Annotated in this window: 19 protein-coding genes and 1 tRNA gene; 8 read left to right on the top strand and 12 right to left on the bottom strand. The window is 69.8% G+C overall.

Annotation, left to right across the window (positions count from 1 at the left end; genetic code table 11):
• Positions 1-113: 113 nt before the first annotated feature.
• From lgt to AB0C27_RS48520, 4 genes are all read right to left on the bottom strand, one after another.
• A complete protein-coding gene (lgt, locus tag AB0C27_RS48535) occupies positions 114-968 on the bottom strand; it encodes a prolipoprotein diacylglyceryl transferase (protein ID WP_357860449.1) in 855 nt (284 codons plus the stop codon).
• 148 nt (positions 969-1116) lie between these two features.
• Positions 1117-1842, bottom strand: a complete 726-nt coding sequence (locus tag AB0C27_RS48530) for a glycoside hydrolase family 16 protein (RefSeq protein ID WP_357860446.1) — start codon at positions 1840-1842, stop codon at positions 1117-1119.
• A gap of 137 nt (positions 1843-1979) precedes the next feature.
• A complete protein-coding gene (locus AB0C27_RS48525) occupies positions 1980-3083 on the bottom strand; it encodes a glycosyltransferase (protein WP_357860443.1) in 1104 nt (367 codons plus the stop codon).
• Between the two features lie 107 nt (positions 3084-3190).
• A complete protein-coding gene (locus AB0C27_RS48520; RefSeq protein ID WP_357860440.1) occupies positions 3191-5023 on the bottom strand; it encodes a SpoIIE family protein phosphatase in 1833 nt (610 codons plus the stop codon).
• A 58-nt stretch (positions 5024-5081) separates the two neighbouring features.
• Between AB0C27_RS48520 and AB0C27_RS48515 the strand changes: the two genes are divergently transcribed.
• The gene (locus AB0C27_RS48515) at positions 5082-5801 is read left to right on the top strand and encodes a GAF and ANTAR domain-containing protein (RefSeq protein WP_357860437.1); all 720 of its coding nucleotides are present in this window, start codon (positions 5082-5084) and stop codon (positions 5799-5801) included.
• Positions 5802-5808: 7 nt separating this feature from the next.
• Here AB0C27_RS48515 and AB0C27_RS48510 read toward each other — a convergent pair whose 3' ends face one another.
• Entirely contained in the window at positions 5809-6165 is a 357-nt protein-coding gene (locus tag AB0C27_RS48510) for an STAS domain-containing protein (RefSeq protein ID WP_357860699.1), read from the bottom strand.
• Between the two features lie 174 nt (positions 6166-6339).
• On the opposite strand from AB0C27_RS48510, the gene AB0C27_RS48505 reads away from it, so the two are divergent.
• Both AB0C27_RS48505 and AB0C27_RS48500 read left to right on the top strand, forming a co-directional pair.
• Positions 6340-7110: a SigB/SigF/SigG family RNA polymerase sigma factor gene (locus tag AB0C27_RS48505; RefSeq protein ID WP_357860434.1), complete on the top strand. Its 771-nt coding sequence runs from the start codon at positions 6340-6342 to the stop codon at positions 7108-7110.
• A 16-nt stretch (positions 7111-7126) separates the two neighbouring features.
• Positions 7127-7540, top strand: coding sequence for an ATP-binding protein (locus tag AB0C27_RS48500; protein ID WP_357860431.1), 414 nt, complete (start codon positions 7127-7129; stop codon positions 7538-7540).
• Between the two features lie 86 nt (positions 7541-7626).
• Here AB0C27_RS48500 and AB0C27_RS48495 read toward each other — a convergent pair whose 3' ends face one another.
• From AB0C27_RS48495 to AB0C27_RS48480, 4 genes are all read right to left on the bottom strand, one after another.
• Positions 7627-7824: a hypothetical protein gene (locus AB0C27_RS48495; RefSeq protein WP_357860429.1), complete on the bottom strand. Its 198-nt coding sequence runs from the start codon at positions 7822-7824 to the stop codon at positions 7627-7629.
• A gap of 6 nt (positions 7825-7830) precedes the next feature.
• Complete coding sequence (locus AB0C27_RS48490) at positions 7831-8559, bottom strand: hypothetical protein (protein WP_357860426.1); 729 nt, start codon at positions 8557-8559, stop codon at positions 7831-7833.
• Between the two features lie 5 nt (positions 8560-8564).
• A complete protein-coding gene (locus tag AB0C27_RS48485; protein ID WP_357860423.1) occupies positions 8565-9113 on the bottom strand; it encodes a hypothetical protein in 549 nt (182 codons plus the stop codon).
• Between the two features lie 68 nt (positions 9114-9181).
• Positions 9182-9607 (bottom strand): hypothetical protein, encoded by a 426-nt coding sequence (locus AB0C27_RS48480; RefSeq protein WP_357860420.1) that lies wholly within the window; start codon positions 9605-9607, stop codon positions 9182-9184.
• A gap of 94 nt (positions 9608-9701) precedes the next feature.
• On the opposite strand from AB0C27_RS48480, the gene AB0C27_RS48475 reads away from it, so the two are divergent.
• Positions 9702-9775: transfer RNA gene (locus tag AB0C27_RS48475), tRNA-Pro, on the top strand.
• Positions 9776-9857: 82 nt separating this feature from the next.
• Here the strand turns inward: AB0C27_RS48475 and AB0C27_RS48470 are convergent.
• Positions 9858-10406 (bottom strand): site-specific integrase, encoded by a 549-nt coding sequence (locus tag AB0C27_RS48470; RefSeq protein ID WP_357860417.1) that lies wholly within the window; start codon positions 10404-10406, stop codon positions 9858-9860.
• A 162-nt stretch (positions 10407-10568) separates the two neighbouring features.
• Here AB0C27_RS48470 and AB0C27_RS48465 point away from each other — a divergent pair, with 162 nt between their 5' ends.
• Positions 10569-12092: an IS1182 family transposase gene (locus AB0C27_RS48465; RefSeq protein WP_357860414.1), complete on the top strand. Its 1524-nt coding sequence runs from the start codon at positions 10569-10571 to the stop codon at positions 12090-12092.
• A gap of 146 nt (positions 12093-12238) precedes the next feature.
• On the opposite strand, the gene AB0C27_RS48460 is transcribed toward AB0C27_RS48465, so the two are convergent.
• Complete coding sequence (locus tag AB0C27_RS48460; RefSeq protein WP_357860696.1) at positions 12239-13393, bottom strand: FAD/NAD(P)-binding oxidoreductase; 1155 nt, start codon at positions 13391-13393, stop codon at positions 12239-12241.
• Positions 13394-13566: 173 nt separating this feature from the next.
• Here AB0C27_RS48460 and AB0C27_RS48455 point away from each other — a divergent pair, with 173 nt between their 5' ends.
• The 3 genes from AB0C27_RS48455 to AB0C27_RS48445 all read left to right on the top strand — a co-directional run bounded on the left by AB0C27_RS48455 (position 13567) and on the right by AB0C27_RS48445 (position 15039).
• Entirely contained in the window at positions 13567-13776 is a 210-nt protein-coding gene (locus AB0C27_RS48455) for a copper ion binding protein (protein ID WP_357860411.1), read from the top strand.
• A gap of 173 nt (positions 13777-13949) precedes the next feature.
• Positions 13950-14348 (top strand): DUF6153 family protein, encoded by a 399-nt coding sequence (locus AB0C27_RS48450; protein WP_357860408.1) that lies wholly within the window; start codon positions 13950-13952, stop codon positions 14346-14348.
• Positions 14349-14430: 82 nt separating this feature from the next.
• Positions 14431-15039, top strand: a complete 609-nt coding sequence (locus AB0C27_RS48445) for a DUF305 domain-containing protein (protein ID WP_357860405.1) — start codon at positions 14431-14433, stop codon at positions 15037-15039.
• A 163-nt stretch (positions 15040-15202) separates the two neighbouring features.
• Here AB0C27_RS48445 and AB0C27_RS48440 read toward each other — a convergent pair whose 3' ends face one another.
• Positions 15203-15766 (bottom strand): CGNR zinc finger domain-containing protein, encoded by a 564-nt coding sequence (locus AB0C27_RS48440; protein ID WP_357860402.1) that lies wholly within the window; start codon positions 15764-15766, stop codon positions 15203-15205.
• Positions 15767-15814: the final 48 nt, after the last annotated feature.

Genomic DNA, 15814 nt, shown 5'->3' with positions numbered 1-15814 from the left:
ACGGACAAATGCATATAAGGCGGACAGAACGGGTAGGAGTCCGTAGGGATCGATTGCCCACCCCACCAGGGGCGCCCCGGCTGTGGGGAAGCAGCCGGGGCGCCCTCTCGGCCTCAGGAGGCAGTGACGTGCCGCGTGCCGGGGGCCACGATCTCCTCGTCGTCCGCGCGGCGCCGTACCCAGAGGTAGACCAGCGCCCCGGCGAACAGCACGATCGAGGTCCACTGGTTGACCCGCAGCCCCAGGAGCAGCACCGCGTGGTCCACGCCGCCGACCGGATCGATGCGCAGGCCCTCGATCCAGAACCGCCCGAACGTGTAACCGGCGACATACAGGGCGAACAGCCGGCCATGGTGCAGCGCGAAGCGCCGTCCCGCCAGGATCAGGGCGAAGCCGAGCGCCGCGTCCCAGATCGACTCGTACAGGAAGGTCGGGTGGTAGAGCACGCCCGGCTCGCCGCCGTGCGCCTGGTCGATCTCCAGGCCCCATGGCAGCGTGGTCGGGCTGCCGTACAACTCCTGGTTGAACCAGTTGCCCCAGCGGGCGATCGCCTGCCCGAACGCGATGCCGGGCGCGACCGTGTCGGCCATGGCGCCGACGGAGATGCCCCGGCGGCGGCAGGCCAGCGCCACGGCCACACCGCCCATTATGACCGCGCCCCAGATGCCGAGCCCGCCCTCCCAGATGAACAGCGCCTGGTACGGCTCCTTGACCGCGCGCGGGCCGAAGTAGGTCTGCCAGTCGACGATGACGTGGTAGAGCCGGGCGCCGATCAGCCCGAAGATCACCCCTGGGACGGCGATGTCGGCGATCGTGCCCTTCTCGCCGCCGCGGGCACGCCAGCGCCGGTCGCTCAGCCAGGCGCCGAACAGGATGGCGACGATGAAACAGAGGGCGTACGCCCGGATCGGCAGAAACCCGAGATGCCAGACCGATTCGGAAGGGCTGGGAATCGCGGCTAAGACCATGCCGGTGAGGCTAGCGAACGCCGGCCGGCCCGAGCCTTTCCGTGACCTGATCGCGGCTGAACCGACAGGAACGTCACCGCGCCAGGTCGCCAGGCCCTGTCGTGCCCTGTCGTCGTGCCCTGTTATCGAGCGCTGTCAGCGGGCGCTGTCAGCGGGCGCGGTAGATCTTGACCCAGTCCACGTACATCGAGACCGTCCGTGGTGTCGTGGAGTCGCGGCACTTCGGCTCGCACACCACGTCGTTCTGCAGCGCCAGCCCCATCTTCCGCCCCTCGGGGACGTGCGGCCCGCGGTAGTCCCAGAGCCGCTTCCCGTCCAGCCAGAACGTCAGCCGCCCCGGCAGCCAGTCCACCGCCACCGTGTGCCATTTGGTGAAGTCGGCCCGCAGCACCTTCCTGGCCCGGCCGTGGCCGCCGTGGACGAAGATGCCGCCGCCCTGCCGTCGCGGATCCACGATCTCGGCGAAGTCGACCTCGGAGTAGCCGGAGCCCTCGCCCTGCGCGGTCGGCCAGAGCAGCGCCACCGGCGTGTACCCGGCCCCGGCCTCCGCCTTGAAGCGCACCTCCCAGCGGCCGTACCGCTGCGCGAGTTTGGTGGCCACCCCGCCGGACAGGTCCTTGCCGCCGTACCGGCCGCCCTTGAGACGCAGCACGCCGTTCGAGACGGTCGAGGCGCGGCCGGTGCGGGGGTTACGCTCGGCCTGCGGCGAGTGGTAGATCATCCATCGGCTGGTGTTGATCGAGGAGCCGGAGAAGTTCTCCACCAGGACGGGGGCTCCCCATTTCAGGGCCGGGGTCTGCGCGTGCGCGGTCTGGGGAAGGACGGCGAGGCCCGCGAGCATTGCCGCCGCCACGATCGGGCTGCGTTGAGACATGCGGACCATCGAAGCAAAGATCTCGCTCAGATAACACCCCACCCGTCCCATTCGTCACTATCGTCACCCGAACGGGCCCCGACATGGTGCCGGCAGGTGGCGATGCCACCTGCCGGAGTCCATGGGGTGATGCGCCGTCAGGCGCAGGTCGCCTCGTACACCCGGACAAGCTCCTGGCTCACCCGCTCCCACGAGTAGCGCGAGCGCGCCCGGTCGGCGCCCGCGTAGCCCAGGGCGGTACGCAGGGTGGGGTCGTACAGCAGCTCGCGGGCCAGCCGCGCCGTGCGCGCGGGGCGGTCCGGCGGGACCAGCAGCCCGGTGACGCCGTCGATGATGGAGTCCATGTGCGCGCCCACGGCGGAGGCGATCACCGGCACGCCGCAGGCCATGGCCTCCAGTGCGACGATTCCCGTCCCCGCCTCGCGCGGCACCGACACGACGGCGTCCGCGCTGCGCATCAGCTTGGGCACGGCGGCCCGCTTGACCTGGCCGAGCAGCGTCACCCGGTCGGCCACGCCGAGCTGCTCCGCCAGCGCGCGCAGGCGGCGCGCGTCCCGGTCCTGGTCGAGGTCGTCGGGCTCGGGCCCGCCGGCGATGACAAGCTCGACGTCGCCGAGACCCTGCAGCGCCCGCACGATCGTGTGCGCGCCCCGCTCGACCGTGAGCGGCCCCACGTGCAGCAGGCGCCTGCGCGACCCGCGCGTGGCCACCGCGCCCCGGCGCTGGAAGCGCTCGGTGTCCACACCGTACGGCACGACGGCGATGTTGTTGCGGGGGACGCCCAGCCGGATCAGCGCCGACTCCTCGTCGCCCGAGCCCGCGATGACTGCGTTGGCCCGGCGGCCGAGCGCCCGCTCCAGCTCCTTGTGCGCGGTGTCGACCGCGTGGAACGTCTGCGTGACCGGCACGCCCATTCCCTTGGCGCCCGCCACGGCGACCAGCCCGCCGGTCCACGAGTGGGCGTGGATCACGTCGGGCCTGTCCTCGCTCCAGCGCCGCGACAGGTGGGTGCCGACCTCGTTGAGGTAGGGGACCACGTCGTCACCGGTGAGCGGCTGAGCCGGGCCCACGTCGATGTGCTCCACGGTGACGCCCGGGGCCACCCGCGTCTTGGGCTTGCCTTCGGCGTTGTCACGACGGGAGTAAATGGTGACGTGGTGATCGCGGCCCAGCTCACGCGCGACCGACAGGATGCGGTGGCGCTGGTTGCCGGTGGTAGAAGCGACGATCGCGATATTCATGGCACACCTCAGCGTGGAAAGCCTTCAAGGTGTGCCTGCGTCTTAGGCACGTCGTTACTCTGTCTCTGACCTTACCCAGTTTTCCCGCGCTCGCAAACCCCCACAGATCAGACACCTCTGAGGGCGAACACCACGATCTCATCCCAGACCTGGCCGCCCGAGAACGCGTGCCGGTCCGCCTCCACCGCCTTGACCACGGTCGACGGCGCCTGCCCCGCGCATCGGCTGAGCACGTCGGCCAGCCGCTCCTCCCCGTACGGCTCGCCGCGCTCGTTCCTGGAGGAGATCAGGCCCTCCGAGTAGAACACCAGCGTCTCGCCCGGGGAGATCGTCAGCACCTCCACGCCGGTCTCCGCCTCCGGCCCGATGCCCAGCGGCACGCCGCCGCCGGCTGCGAAACGTACGCCGCCGTCGGGCAGCAGCAGCGCGGCGGGATGGTGGCCGGCCGACGACAGCCGGATCTGGCGCCCCTTCACGAAGCCGGCCGCGGCCATCACGAACATGCCGGTGCCCTGCGCGACCAGCGCCTCGTTGACCTTGCGCATTACCAGGTCGGGATCGGACTCCCAGGCGCTGAGCACGCGCAGCCCGCCGCGCACCATGGCGCTGACCGAGGCCGCCTCCTCGCCCTTGCCCGCGGCCCCGCCCAGCGCGAAGCCCCACCCGCCCGAGACGGGGAACACGTCGTAGAACTCGGCGCCGACCGACGCCCCCGGGTGGTAGACGGCCGCCGCCTCGTAGCCGGGCACGTCGGGCAGATTGCGCGGGGCGACGCTGGCCGACAGCGCGTCCGCGGCGCGCGAGCGGCTCTGGAAACTGCTCTGAGCGCGTACGGCCAGGCCGATCTGCAGCCCCACCTCCTGCATGACGGCCAGATCCGCGAGCGAGAACGGCGGCCTGTCGTGGCCGCGGACGAGCGTCAGCACGCCGTCGGAACGGCCGATGGCCACGCTCAGCACCGAGCCCGCGCCCATCACCGTCAGCAGCGGCCCCTCGGCGCAGAAGCCGAGCAGCGTCTCGTCGTCCACCATCTCCAGCACCACGCCGGAGCCGCGCTCCAGCACCTGCAGCACGACCTGGCTGGTCGCCGGATCGGCGGTCTCCACCCGCCGCACCAGCTCGCCCAGCGGATGGTTCTTGGGCGCCATGACGACCGACCGGCGCGGCACCCCGTCGCGCACCATGTCGGCGATCACCCAGTCGGCCCACTCCGCCGCCAGCAACCGCGTCGCCCGCTGCAGTGCCACCGGGCGCAGCAGCGCCTCCTCGTCCAGCAGCAGCCTGGCGATCTTGACCAGCAGGTCCTGCCGCTTGGCCGTGGCCAGCAGCAGCGCGCCGTCGGTCTGCTCGGCCCGGCGCGCGCCCGGCTCGGGCAGCTGCACCTCCGTCGGCAGGGCCACCGCCGCGACCATCTGCTGCGGCTCGCCGGGCATCGTCAGCCTGGTCAGCGCGATCTGCACGGTGTGCGTGCGCCCCTGATGCGCCAGCCGCGTCTCGAACGCCGCCGGCTGCCCCGTCTGCAGCACCGACGTCAGGTGCGAGCGGAACGCCGCCCGCCGCGACACGTCCACGAGCAGCGGGAACGAGCGGCCCACCAGGTAGCCGTCCGGGCTGCCCAGCACCCGCGAGGTCTCCGGATTGATCCGCCGGACGACGCCGCCGCCGTCGAGCACGACGACGGGCACCGGGAAGGCGCGGAAGACCTGGCGCAGCAGCTTCAGCTCGCGCTGCGTCCCGTCCTTCTTGCTCCCAGCCCGCTTGGGGGCCTTGCGCAGCTCCTCGCGCGCCTCGGCCAGCAGCTCGGCGGCGGTGTCGAGCTCGGCGAGCGCGGCGTCCAGCGTGGGCGCCAGATCGGCGGGGTAGGCGGCCCTCGCCTCGCGCAACGAGGAGACGCGCCCGGCCAGTGCGTCAAGCGCGTGTTCGAGGTCCGGCATGGTCATGGTCTGACGCTACGCCACTCGGGATAATGCTAGCCATAAGGGGTAGAGCCTTGTTGCTATGGAATCGACCGCGATGATCACCCCCGGCCTCGCCCGCGACCTCGCCACCCTCGGCAGACTCGGCGAGGACACCTCGACGGAAAGCGTCCTGCGCGGACTCACCACGGCTTTGACCGCCGGCGTCCCCGGCTGTTCCGGAGCCTCGGCCGAGCACTGGCGCGACCACCGGGTCATGGTCTCGGGCTCCCACAGCGAGCTCATCATGCTCGTCGAGGGCGAACGCCAGCTCGGCGAGGGCCCGTCCATCGAAGCGCGTCAGAGCGGCGGCCGCGCCACCATCACCGACGTGCTCGAAGAGACCCGCTGGCCCCGCTACGACGCCCTGGCCACCCGCTGGGGCGTGCGCTCCGTGCTGATCGTCCCCATCGAGGCGCCGCCGGCCACGCTCGTCGTCGGCCTCTACTCCGTACGGCCGGGCGCGTTCTCGCCCCAGGGCGCCCACTCCCTGGCCGACATGCTGGCCGAGCAGCTCGGCGTGGCCATGGCCAACATGTCGGAGTTCGAGGAGGTGCGCACCGACGCCGCGCAGCTCCAGGAGGCCCTCGCCGGGCGCTCCGTGATCGACCAGGCCAAGGGCATCATCATGCAGACCAGCGGATGCAGCGCCGAGGCCGCCTTCGAGGAGCTGCGGCGCATCTCCCAGCACCATCAGGTGAAGGTGGCCGACCTGGCCCGGCTCCTGGTCGACGAGCACCAGCGCAAGTCCGCCAAACGCTGACGGCTCTCTACTTGATGGCGGCCAGCGCCTCGTCCAGGGTGTCGTAGAGCGGCAGGCGCTGCGCCAGCCCCGTGATCCACATCACCTTCGACTTGGAGTATTCGACGCCGATCAGCGCGAACTTGGCGCCCGAGGCCAGGCTCGTCTGCCAGTGATGAACGATCAGCCCGAGCGCGCGCGAATCCATGAACGTCACCCCGGCCAGATCGAGGATCAGGTCGGAGCCCGCCATCACGAGATAGTCGGCGAACTGCTCGCGTGTCGTGGCGTCGAGCACGCCGTCGACCTTGACCACGGTGATCTCGTCCACGGTCGACGACGTCAGGCTGAGGGCGGCCACGGGCTCCCCGCCGTTCTCCGGCATTGTCACGGGGCAACCCTACTGTCACCGCGCGATCGAGGAATACTTCCCGCGAGATGGGGGACACTGGATCCGAAGTCCAGCAGAGGGCTTCGGTCTCGAGAGTCGAGCGAGGCGTGCCTCTGCATGGGCTTTTTCGCGTGTAGCGGCCCGCCTGCGACCATATGAGGAGCAGCGATGGCTGTGCAGCAATACATCCTCGAGGAGATGACCGCAGAAGAGCTCCTAGCCGAGATGGTCAGGGAAGACACGCCCGGCAGTCACAGGGAGCGCCTGCGTGAGCGCATCGTCGAGATGCACCGGCCGCTCGCCATGGAGATCGCCCGGCGCTACCGCTACCGGGGCGAACCTTTGGAGGATCTCCTCCAGGCCGCGTATGTTGGCCTGATGAAAGCCGTCAACGGCTTCGATCCGACCCTGGGCCACGCCTTCAGGGGCTACGCCGTCGTCACGATGACCGGCGAGGTCAAGCGTCACTTCCGCGACCGCACCTGGGCCATCCGGGTGCCCCGCCTTTACCAGGAGCGTCGCTCCGAGCTCAACCGGCTCGTCGCCGACCTCAGTCAGGACCTCGGCAGGTCCCCGACCGTGGCGGAGCTGGCCGCCAAGATGAACATCACCGAGGAGGACGTTCTGCTCACGCTCGACGCCTCCGCCGCGTACAGCACCCTGTCGCTCGACGCGCCCCTCGGCACCGACGACGACGCCGCCTCGCTGGGCGACGTCATCCCCGAGGACGACGATACGCTGAGCAACATGGTCGACAGGGAAGCCGTCAAACCGCTCATCGACGCGCTGCCCTCCCGTGAGAAGCACATCCTGCTGCTGCGCTTCTTCGGCAACATGACGCAGGCCGAGATCGCGGCCGAGTTCGGGATCTCACAGATGCATGTCTCACGTATTCTCCGCAAGGTTCTCGACCAGCTGCGCACCGAGCTGGTCGGCTGACAAGGACGGTCGCCGGGTGAACGAGGACGTCGAGCCTCAGTCGGGCCACACGAGCCCGCCACCCGGCGCGCCCGTGAAAGACCTCGACTTCCGGCTGCCGGACCTGCCCCAGGTCCGGCAGTTCGCCGAGGACGAGGCCCGCGCCGCCGGCATGCCCGAAGACGCCATCGGCGACTTCGTCATCGCCGTCAACGAGGTCGCGACCAACGCCGTCACCCACGGAGCCGACCACGCCGCCCTGCGCACCTGGGTGAGCGGCGGGGACCTGGTCGTGGAGGTGCACGACGAGGGCACCTGGAAGCCGGGGCCGATGCCCGGCGCGGTGGGCGGGATGGGCCTGTGGGTGGCCCGGCTGCTCTCCTCCGACCTGACGCTGCGGGTGGGCAACGGCGGCAGCACGGTCATCATGCGCTTCCCCGGCAAGTCCTGACGGCCGGGCGACCACGCGAACAAAGCGCCGCCCCCGCCCGTTGAGGGGGGACGGCGCACTGTCCGTTCATCGGCTGTTATCGCCTGTTATCGGCGGGCCCTGCCGCGCCAGTTGCCGGACCCGGTGCGGATGCCGGCCGTGCCGACGCCTGCCTGATGCAGGGCCAGCAGGGTCAGCCCCAGCAGGACGAACGTCATGCCGGAGAACCCGCCGGGAATCTGTACGCCGATCAGGTCGAGCAGGAAGCCCAGCCCGAAGATGATCGCTGCGACGATCGCGAGCATGTCAGATCACCTCATTCCCTCACTCGAAACCGGGGTGGGCGTGGACGGCTGCCCAGAAGACTGCCCAGAAGACTGCGCAGAGGATTGGCTGGAGAGCGCGAGCAGCCGCTCCAGGACGGTCCTGTACTCGCGCAGCGCCAGGCGCAGCTGCTCGGTGTCGCCGCCTCCCGCGTCCTTCCAGCGGTCGCGCAGGGCGCCCGTGCGGTTGTTCAGTGCGCTGGTCAGGGAGTCCACGACCTCACCGACCAGCCCGTCCGCGCGCTGGACGGCCTCGCCGGGATCGTCCACGAACGACGCCTGCAGGTCGCGCCAGCGGGCCTGCACCTGGGTGGGGTCCTGCTCGAACAGGATGATGTCGTCGGGGGCCGCGTGCGCCGGAACCTCGCCGGGGGCTGAGGGGACGGACTGCTCGGGCTCATGCCCGGGCCCGGGCCCGAGGTCGGGGTCGGGGTCGGGGTCGGCCAGCATGTCGCCGCCGGTCGTGGCGTACGGGTCCCGGTAGGTCGCGTCGTCCTCGTCGTACGGGGCGGCACCGTCTCGGGGAGCGGCACCGTCAGAGCGAACAACCGGACCGTCCGCTACGGGAACGTCGTCCCGAACGTCATCCTCGGGCAGCGGATCCCGGTCACCGGCCACGAGACGATCCTCATGGACCCTCTTCTCGTCGGCCTGTTCGTCCTCGATGTCGTTGGCATCGTGGCGTTGCGACGGCACCTTCAGCTCGTCGCTGTTCATATCCTTCACCGTCCTCGGCTGGTCTCGTGCAGCAGCTCCTCGAACAGCGCGCGGTAGTGGACCATGGCCTGGCGGAGATCCTCCGTGGAGGCCTCCTTCCTGGCGGCCCGCCCGCTGATCTCGTGCGCGTTCCTGTAGTGGTCGAGCGTCGCCGCGTGCCCCACCGACAGATGGGTGACGCGCTGCTCGAAGTCCTCCGTCGGGTAACCCCGCTCGGCCATGACCGACGTGACCAGCTGATCGGCCTCGGTCACCGCGAACCCCGGGGCGTCCACGAAGCGTTCCTGGACCTCGGTCCACCGGGTGGCGTAGGAGTCGCGCGACTCCTCCGACAGAGGCTTGATATCGAGTTCCGCGTGCCGCTGCTCACGGTCGAGCAGCTCCTGCTCGGCCTCCCGGCGGTTGTTGTCGTGCTCGGCGACTATGCGTTCGTACTCAGGGCCGAAGCGTTCGCGGAGATGGGAACGGCGCTTCTGCTGCAGCATGAAGTAACCCACTGCGGCGAGCGCCACCACCGCGACCACGACGACGGCCACCCATGCCCAGGTGGTCATGTTGTTCGCCTCCGGTCTACGTGTTGAGACCAGCGACTGCCCTCCACCAGCGGGTCGAAACGCCGGATTCAGCGGCCGTCAAGCGCTTTCCTGGCCGCGGCCAGCACCGACGCCACGTGCGACCCGCCTTCCTCAGCGGCCACCTCGCTGAACCCCTCGGCGGGGTCGTAGCGCACGTCGAGCCCCGCGGCGACCAACCGCTCGGCCCACCGCAGCGCGGTGTTCAGCCGATCGGCCGCCGGCGGCCTGCCCTGCGCCGCCGCCGACAGGTTGCGCAGATTCGTGGCCGGCCCGGACTGGGAGTGCTCGCGGGCCAGCTTCCACGGCAGGGCGGCACTGTGGTCCATCATCGGCTTGGCCAGCCCGGCGGCCCGCTTGGCCTGCAGCACCCCCGACTCGCTCACCCCGAAGTGAGCGGCCAGCTCCTGCACGCTCCTGCCCTCGGCGACGAGCCTGGCCAGCTCCTTGCGATCGATGGTCGCCTTGCGCCCCACCTGACCCCCTCGCTCCCGCTCTCCGTGTACGCGTACACCTCCGATGTGCGCTAAGGTTATGACGTCCCGCCCCGCAGGGGGCGGCCGACACAACCGGGACGTAGCGCAGCTTGGTAGCGCACTTGACTGGGGGTCAAGGGGTCGCAGGTTCAAATCCTGTCGTCCCGACGGTTGTAAAAGGCCAGACGATCTTGGAGTAACTCCAGGTCGACTGGCCTTTTTGCGTTGGGTGCCCACCAGGGCGAATGATCTAGACAGCCCTCAGCTTGGGACCACTTTGGGACCAGCTTGCCGATAGGTGCGCGCTCAAAGCGTTGCCCGCGGCCTTGAGGAGCTCGGCGTCCGGATGCAGGTAGCGCTGAGTGGTGGTCAGCGATCCGTGCCCGGCGATCTTGCGTAGTACATGGATGGGGACACCGGCGTCGGCCATCCACGTCAGGCCGGTGTGGCGTAGATCATGGCGACGGAGGTGTTCGTAGCCCAGGGCGGCCACGACCTCGTCCCAGTGCGTGGCGTCTCTCAGAACGGCCGTGGTGATGCGGCCGCCCCTCGGTCCGGTGAACAGCCGCGCAGCTGGGTCACCGGCGGCTTCCAGCCGTCGTACGACCAGATCCCGGACCTCGGCGATGATCGGCACCTTCCGGGCTCGTTTGCCCTTCGTCCCCTTGTCCACGAGACCGCCGGGGCTCGGCGTGGTCTGCCTGCGCAGGGTCCAGGTCCACGTGTCCGTGTCGATGTCGCCTGCGCGGACTCCGGAGACCTCGCCGATGCGCGCCGCCGTACAGGCGGCGAAGATCACGACATCACCCCAGCCCGTATAGTTGCCGGTCGAGCGTGCTACTAGGAATGTCCTGAAGATCTTGGTGGTCTGGCCTGGCGGAGTTTCGGGATTCAGACTCGGGTCATGATGGGCCGTCGGAGGGTTCCAGCTGGGCCTGAGGTATGGGCCGTATGCCGGGACATGATTCCGGCTGGGAGCGTGTTCGCGTTCCTGGCCGAACACCGGCGGGCGTTGTTCCCGCCGGAGACGTTCGCGGACATGTACGCGCCGGTCAACGGGCGTCCGTCGGTGCCGCCAGGCCTGCTGGCGACGGTGGTGGTGCTTCAGGCGCTGCACGGATTGTCCGATGAGGAGGCGGTGGCGGCGCTGCGGTTCGATCTGCGGTGGAAGGCCGCCTGCGGGCTGGGCCTGTATGACCAGGGCTTCGATCCGTCGCTGCTGACCTACTTCCGGCGTCGGCTGGCCCGCTCGTCGGATCCGGACCGGATCTTTCAGACGGTGCGCGCCGTGGTGGAGCAGACCGGGGTGCTGGCGGGCCGGACACGGCGGGCGCTGGACTCGGCGGTGCTGCTGGATGCGGTCGCCACCCAGGACGCCATCACCCAGTTGATCGCCGCGATCCGCCGGGTGGCCCGCCAGGTGCCCGGCGCGAGCGCGTTGGTCGCGGCGCACTGTCACGCCCACGACTACACCGACCCCGGCAAACCGAAGATCGCCTGGGACGATGAGCAGGCTAAGAACGCCCTGGTGAGTGGGTTGGTCACCGACGCGCTCACCCTGCTGGACCACCTGGCCGGCCAGGACCTGGACGGGCCGGCCGCAGGTGCGGTCGGTCTGCTGGCTTTGATCGCCGGCCAGGACGTCGAGCCCGCCGACGACTCCGATGGCACCGACGGACGGTGGCGCATCGCCCGCCGCACCGCCCCCGACCGGATCATCTCCACCGTCGACCCGCAGGCCCGCCACATCCACAAGAGCGGTCAGCAGCGTGACGACGGCTACAAGGCTCACCTGGCCGTCGAGCCGGAGAGCGGACTGTTCACCGCCGTCGCATTACGCCCCGGTGCCGGCGCCGCCCATCACGAGGCCGCCGTTGCCCCTGACCTGCTCGCCGCCGAGCGCGGAGTGCTGCAGATTCTGGCCGATGCCGCCTACGCCGCCGCCGAGTTGCGCGCCACCCTCACTGATGCCGGACACCGGCTGCTGATCAAACCACCCGCGCTCAAGCCCGCCGTGCCGGGTGGGTTCACCTTGGACGACTTCGGCATCGACGCCGGCGCCGGCACGGTCACCTGCCCCGCCGGGCACACCGTCCCGCTGGCCGCGACCGGGGGCCGCTACCAGCAGCGCCGTGCCACCTTCACCCGGTTGTGCGCCGCCTGCCCGCTGCGTGATCGCTGTACCACCGCCAAGACCGGCCGTGTGGTGACGATCCGCCCGCACCACGATCTGCAGGCCGCCGCCCGCCATCAGGCCGCCACCGATCCCGCCTGGCAGGACGACTACCGACGCTGGCGGCCCATGGTCGAACGGGCCGTGGCCTGGCTGGTCGCCCGCGGCAACCGCCGCCTGCGCTACCGCGGCACCGCCGCCAACGACCGCTGGCTTCACCACCGCGCCGCCGCCCTCAACCTCCGCCGCCTGATCAACCTCGGACTCACCCACACCAACGGCATCTGGGCTCTCAAACCGATCACTGCATAGCAAGAGGGTGAGCCAGCTCATGCCGACCCACCCATCAAGATCTTCAGGACATTCCTAGGCCACGCACCATGAGACAGTCCCCTCCACCCGCAGTCTGCACAAATGCTACCGGCGATCGTAGATGCGTGGCCAGCAGTGCCTGCTCGTCACGCCAGGGAGCTCAGGCGATCGCCTGCCACGATGGCGCGCTTGATCCGGATCAGGTCCTTGGGCGCGTTCACCGCGACCGCGCCGGTGAGGGTGCCGTCCTTGGCGAAGGCGACGGCGAAGCGTCCCTCGTCCGGGCCTCCCGTCACAACAAGGCTCTCGTCCGCCAGATGTGGCAGGCCTGCGGTCTGGACGCGGGCGCCGTGCACGTGGGTGGCGAAGGAGGGCAGGTCGGCGAAGGGCTTGGCGTTCTCCGGGCCGGACAGCAGGTTGAGAGCCGCGGCGGCACCCTGGTCGTTGGCGTTCGACCAGTGCTCGACGCGGATCAGTGCGCCCCCGTACAGGCTGTGGGGCCAGCGTGCGACGTCGCCGGCAGCGACCACGTCCTGCGTGCCCGAGGCGAACAGGCGCTCGTCGCAGACCACTCCGTCGTTCACCGTCAGCCCGCTGCCGTCCAGCCAGTCGGTGTTCGGGACCACGCCTATGCCGGCGATGACCAGGTCGGCGGGCAGGGTGCGGCCGTCGCTCAAGCGCACCCCCGTCACCCTGCCATGGCCGTCGAACCCGGTCATGCGGGTCTCGCTGACGAGCTCGACACCGTTGTCCCGGTGATGGCCGGCCAGCCAGCGTGCGGTCTCGGTGCCCAGGACGTTGCGCATGGGGGACGGGGACGCGTCCACGAGCGTGACGCCGAGCCCGAGGGCGCGCGCGGTCGAGGCGACCTCGCCCCCGATGAAGCCGCCGCCGATGACGACGACGTTGCCGGGCCCCGCGGCCAGTTCCGCGCGCAGCGCCAGGGAATCCTCGACGGTGCGCAGGGTGTACACCCCCTCGGGGGCATCGGGCAGCCGCCGCGGGCGCGCGCCGGTGGCGATCACCAGGCCGTCGTAGCGGACGTCCGAGCCGTCGTCCAGGATCAGCCGCCGCTCCGAGGTGTCCAGCCGCACGGCATGGCGGCCCTTGAGCCATCGGTCGCCGACTTCCTCGGCACCGGGAAGCGTGACCTCGTCGTCGCCCGTGAGCATGCTCTTGGACAGTGGGGGACGGTTGTAGGGCAGGTACTTCTCGGCCCCCACCAGGGTGATCGTGCCGTCGAAACCTTCACGCCGCAGAGCCTGGAACGCGCGGAGACCGGCCAGTGAGGCTCCGGCGATGGCGATGGAGTTGAGCTTTCTCAGACGGGAGACAATACCCCCGAGGGGTATATTTCTTGACGTGGGCTACGTCTCATATACCTGTAGGGGGTTGGGGGTTGCATCGCGAACATCCGTGGCACATCGTCCAGCTGCCTTATACCTATGAGGGGTATTGATCGAGGGGAGTCATGATGAGCAGTGCGACCTACACCGTGAGCGGGATGACCTGTGGCCACTGCGTGGGCTCGGTGAAGTCCGAAGTCGGCAAGATCGCCGGCGTCACGGACGTCGACGTCGACCTGGCCACGGGGAACGTGACTGTGACGGCGAACGAGCCCATCGAGGAAGCTCGTGTGCGCGACGCCGTTGAGGAAGCCGGCTACGAGCTGGTCTCCGCCTGACCGAACCTGGACGAGAGCGCCTTCGCCGGTGCTCTCGTTGAACGATTGACGGCCGGGTGCCGTACATCCCTGTGTGGCGGCACCCGGCCGGTTCCTGGCAGGTGCTACGAGTCGCCTTAGTACACTGAAAAGTGTCGTGACGTGCCGATGATCTGCGAGGGGCGGTGGGATCTATGTGGCAGCGCCGTGCAGTGCACGCGCTGCGGGCCGTCCTGCTCATGGCCCTCGCCCTGGGCGTCTGTGGCATGCACACCCTCGGACACCTGGACGGCGGGCACGGCGGCTCCTCCTCCACACATGGCATGGAGGCCGTTCCTGCCGTCACATCCGTGATTGCCGCGGGCATGGAGTCCTTTGTTCCCGACCGGGAGATGCCGGGGTTCGACCCGACAGACGTCTGCCTGGCCGTGCTCATGACGTTCGTGATCCTGCTGTTGATCGCGACCTGGGCCAGGGAAGGAAGACGCGGCGTCGACAAGGCCGCGACGCACCCGTCCGCCGGCCAGGTCGCCAGACCTCCGCCGAAGCTCACGTCCCGGCGTCTGGCGATTCTCTCGATGTTGCGCATATAGGCCGACGGCCCGTGCGGAACAGGTGTCCCGCCTGCCCGCGAACAGGTCCGGACTTCCAACACGATCGAGAGAACAACGAGCAATGCGTATCAACCGCAAGACGTCCGTCGCCATCGCCGCAGGAGCACTCACGCTGGCGGCCGCCTGTGGCGGCAACGGCGACTCCATGGCCGGGCACGAAGGAATGAGCAGCAGCAGCGCACCTGCCGCCACCACCGCAAGCGCGCAGCCCTCGGCCACGTTCAACGACGCGGACGCCATGTTCGCGCAGATGATGATCCCGCACCACGAGCAGGCGGTCGAGATGGCCGAGCTGGCGCCTGAGCGCGCGGCCGACCCGGAGATCAAGGAGCTCGCGGCGAAGATCAAGGCAGCCCAGGACCCGGAGATCCAGACCATGAAGGGCTGGCTGACCGAGTGGGGCAAGGCCGCGCCGGAGGGCGGCATGGGGCACGACATGCCCGGCGTCATGTCTGAGGAGGACATGACGAAGCTCAAGGCGGCCAAGGGGGCGGAGTTCGACAAGCTCTTCGCGCAGCAGATGATCGCCCACCACAACGGCGCCATCGAGATGGCTCGCACCGAGCAGTCGGGCGGCTCGAACCCCGAGGCGAAGGAACTGGCCAAGATCATCGAAACGGCGCAGCAGGCCGAGGTGGAGCAGTTGCAGAAGATCCTCGACCGGCTCTGATGTAGGCGACTGGTCCCGTGGCGCGGCTTGTGTTTGCCGGGATACAGCCTGCGCAGCTGCCGGGAAGGGCGGCGGACGGCTCGCCCCGGCACCGGCGCCTGCCCTCGGCAGCCGAGTGAAGATCACCACTTCGACCCACATGGCGATATCCGTGATGGCGTGATCAGGCGTGACGGCGGCTGCGGTAGGCGGCGGTCTTGGCGCGCGCCGTGCAGGCCGGGCTGCAGTAGCGGCGCGAGGCGTTGCGGGTCAGGTCGATGTAAACGGCCTCGCACTGGTGCGCCTCGCACTGCCCAAAGCGGTCGGGGCCGTAGCCGTCCACGATGAGGGCCAGCGCGGTGGCGAACTCGCCGCCCAGCGCTTCCACCTGGGTGCCGCCCGAGCCGTGGAAGTGCAGGTGAAACGGCTGGCCGACATCCTCGACCAGGTAAGGCTGCGCCCCGTATCTGCGGATCATGGCGTTGATGCGGGCGGCCTGGTCGGCTGGATGCTCGGCCAGCAGTGCCTGCCGCAACTCGGCGGCCAGCTCGGCCAGGCGCCGCCCCGCGCCCGGATCGGCGCGCAGGGCGGCGCCGGCGCGGTCGCCGAGCTGTGCGGCGATCGTCGCCGCCAGATCCTCGCCCGTCGATGGCTGTACCGAGGTGCCGCCCCGCTGGCGTGCCGTGGCCAGGTTGACCAGCTCGGCGATCAGCGGGGCCTGGCGGGTGACGTTACAGGCTATCTCCACTTGACTGGTAACACTCCTTCTGTGTGTCATAGGCGTAATCCAGTTAGA

The organism is Nonomuraea sp. NPDC048882 (assembly GCF_040649755.1).
Classification (GTDB): domain Bacteria; phylum Actinomycetota; class Actinomycetes; order Streptosporangiales; family Streptosporangiaceae; genus Nonomuraea; species Nonomuraea maheshkhaliensis.
Note: the sequence above shows the minus strand (reverse complement) of the source record. Positions and strands in the feature narration are given on the sequence as shown.

Coding starts and splice junctions, on each gene's coding strand:
- lgt (WP_357860449.1), bottom strand. CDS start 968: ATGGTCTTAGCCGCGATTCCCAGCCCTTCCGAATCGGTCTGGCATCTC.
- AB0C27_RS48530 (WP_357860446.1), bottom strand. CDS start 1,842: ATGTCTCAACGCAGCCCGATCGTGGCGGCGGCAATGCTCGCGGGCCTC.
- AB0C27_RS48525 (WP_357860443.1), bottom strand. CDS start 3,083: ATGAATATCGCGATCGTCGCTTCTACCACCGGCAACCAGCGCCACCGC.
- AB0C27_RS48520 (WP_357860440.1), bottom strand. CDS start 5,023: ATGACCATGCCGGACCTCGAACACGCGCTTGACGCACTGGCCGGGCGC.
- AB0C27_RS48515 (WP_357860437.1), top strand. CDS start 5,082: ATGGAATCGACCGCGATGATCACCCCCGGCCTCGCCCGCGACCTCGCC.
- AB0C27_RS48510 (WP_357860699.1), bottom strand. CDS start 6,165: ATGCCGGAGAACGGCGGGGAGCCCGTGGCCGCCCTCAGCCTGACGTCG.
- AB0C27_RS48505 (WP_357860434.1), top strand. CDS start 6,340: ATGGCTGTGCAGCAATACATCCTCGAGGAGATGACCGCAGAAGAGCTC.
- AB0C27_RS48495 (WP_357860429.1), bottom strand. CDS start 7,824: ATGCTCGCGATCGTCGCAGCGATCATCTTCGGGCTGGGCTTCCTGCTC.
- AB0C27_RS48490 (WP_357860426.1), bottom strand. CDS start 8,559: ATGAACAGCGACGAGCTGAAGGTGCCGTCGCAACGCCACGATGCCAAC.
- AB0C27_RS48485 (WP_357860423.1), bottom strand. CDS start 9,113: ATGACCACCTGGGCATGGGTGGCCGTCGTCGTGGTCGCGGTGGTGGCG.
- AB0C27_RS48465 (WP_357860414.1), top strand. CDS start 10,569: ATGATTCCGGCTGGGAGCGTGTTCGCGTTCCTGGCCGAACACCGGCGG.
- AB0C27_RS48455 (WP_357860411.1), top strand. CDS start 13,567: ATGAGCAGTGCGACCTACACCGTGAGCGGGATGACCTGTGGCCACTGC.
- AB0C27_RS48450 (WP_357860408.1), top strand. CDS start 13,950: ATGTGGCAGCGCCGTGCAGTGCACGCGCTGCGGGCCGTCCTGCTCATG.
- AB0C27_RS48445 (WP_357860405.1), top strand. CDS start 14,431: ATGCGTATCAACCGCAAGACGTCCGTCGCCATCGCCGCAGGAGCACTC.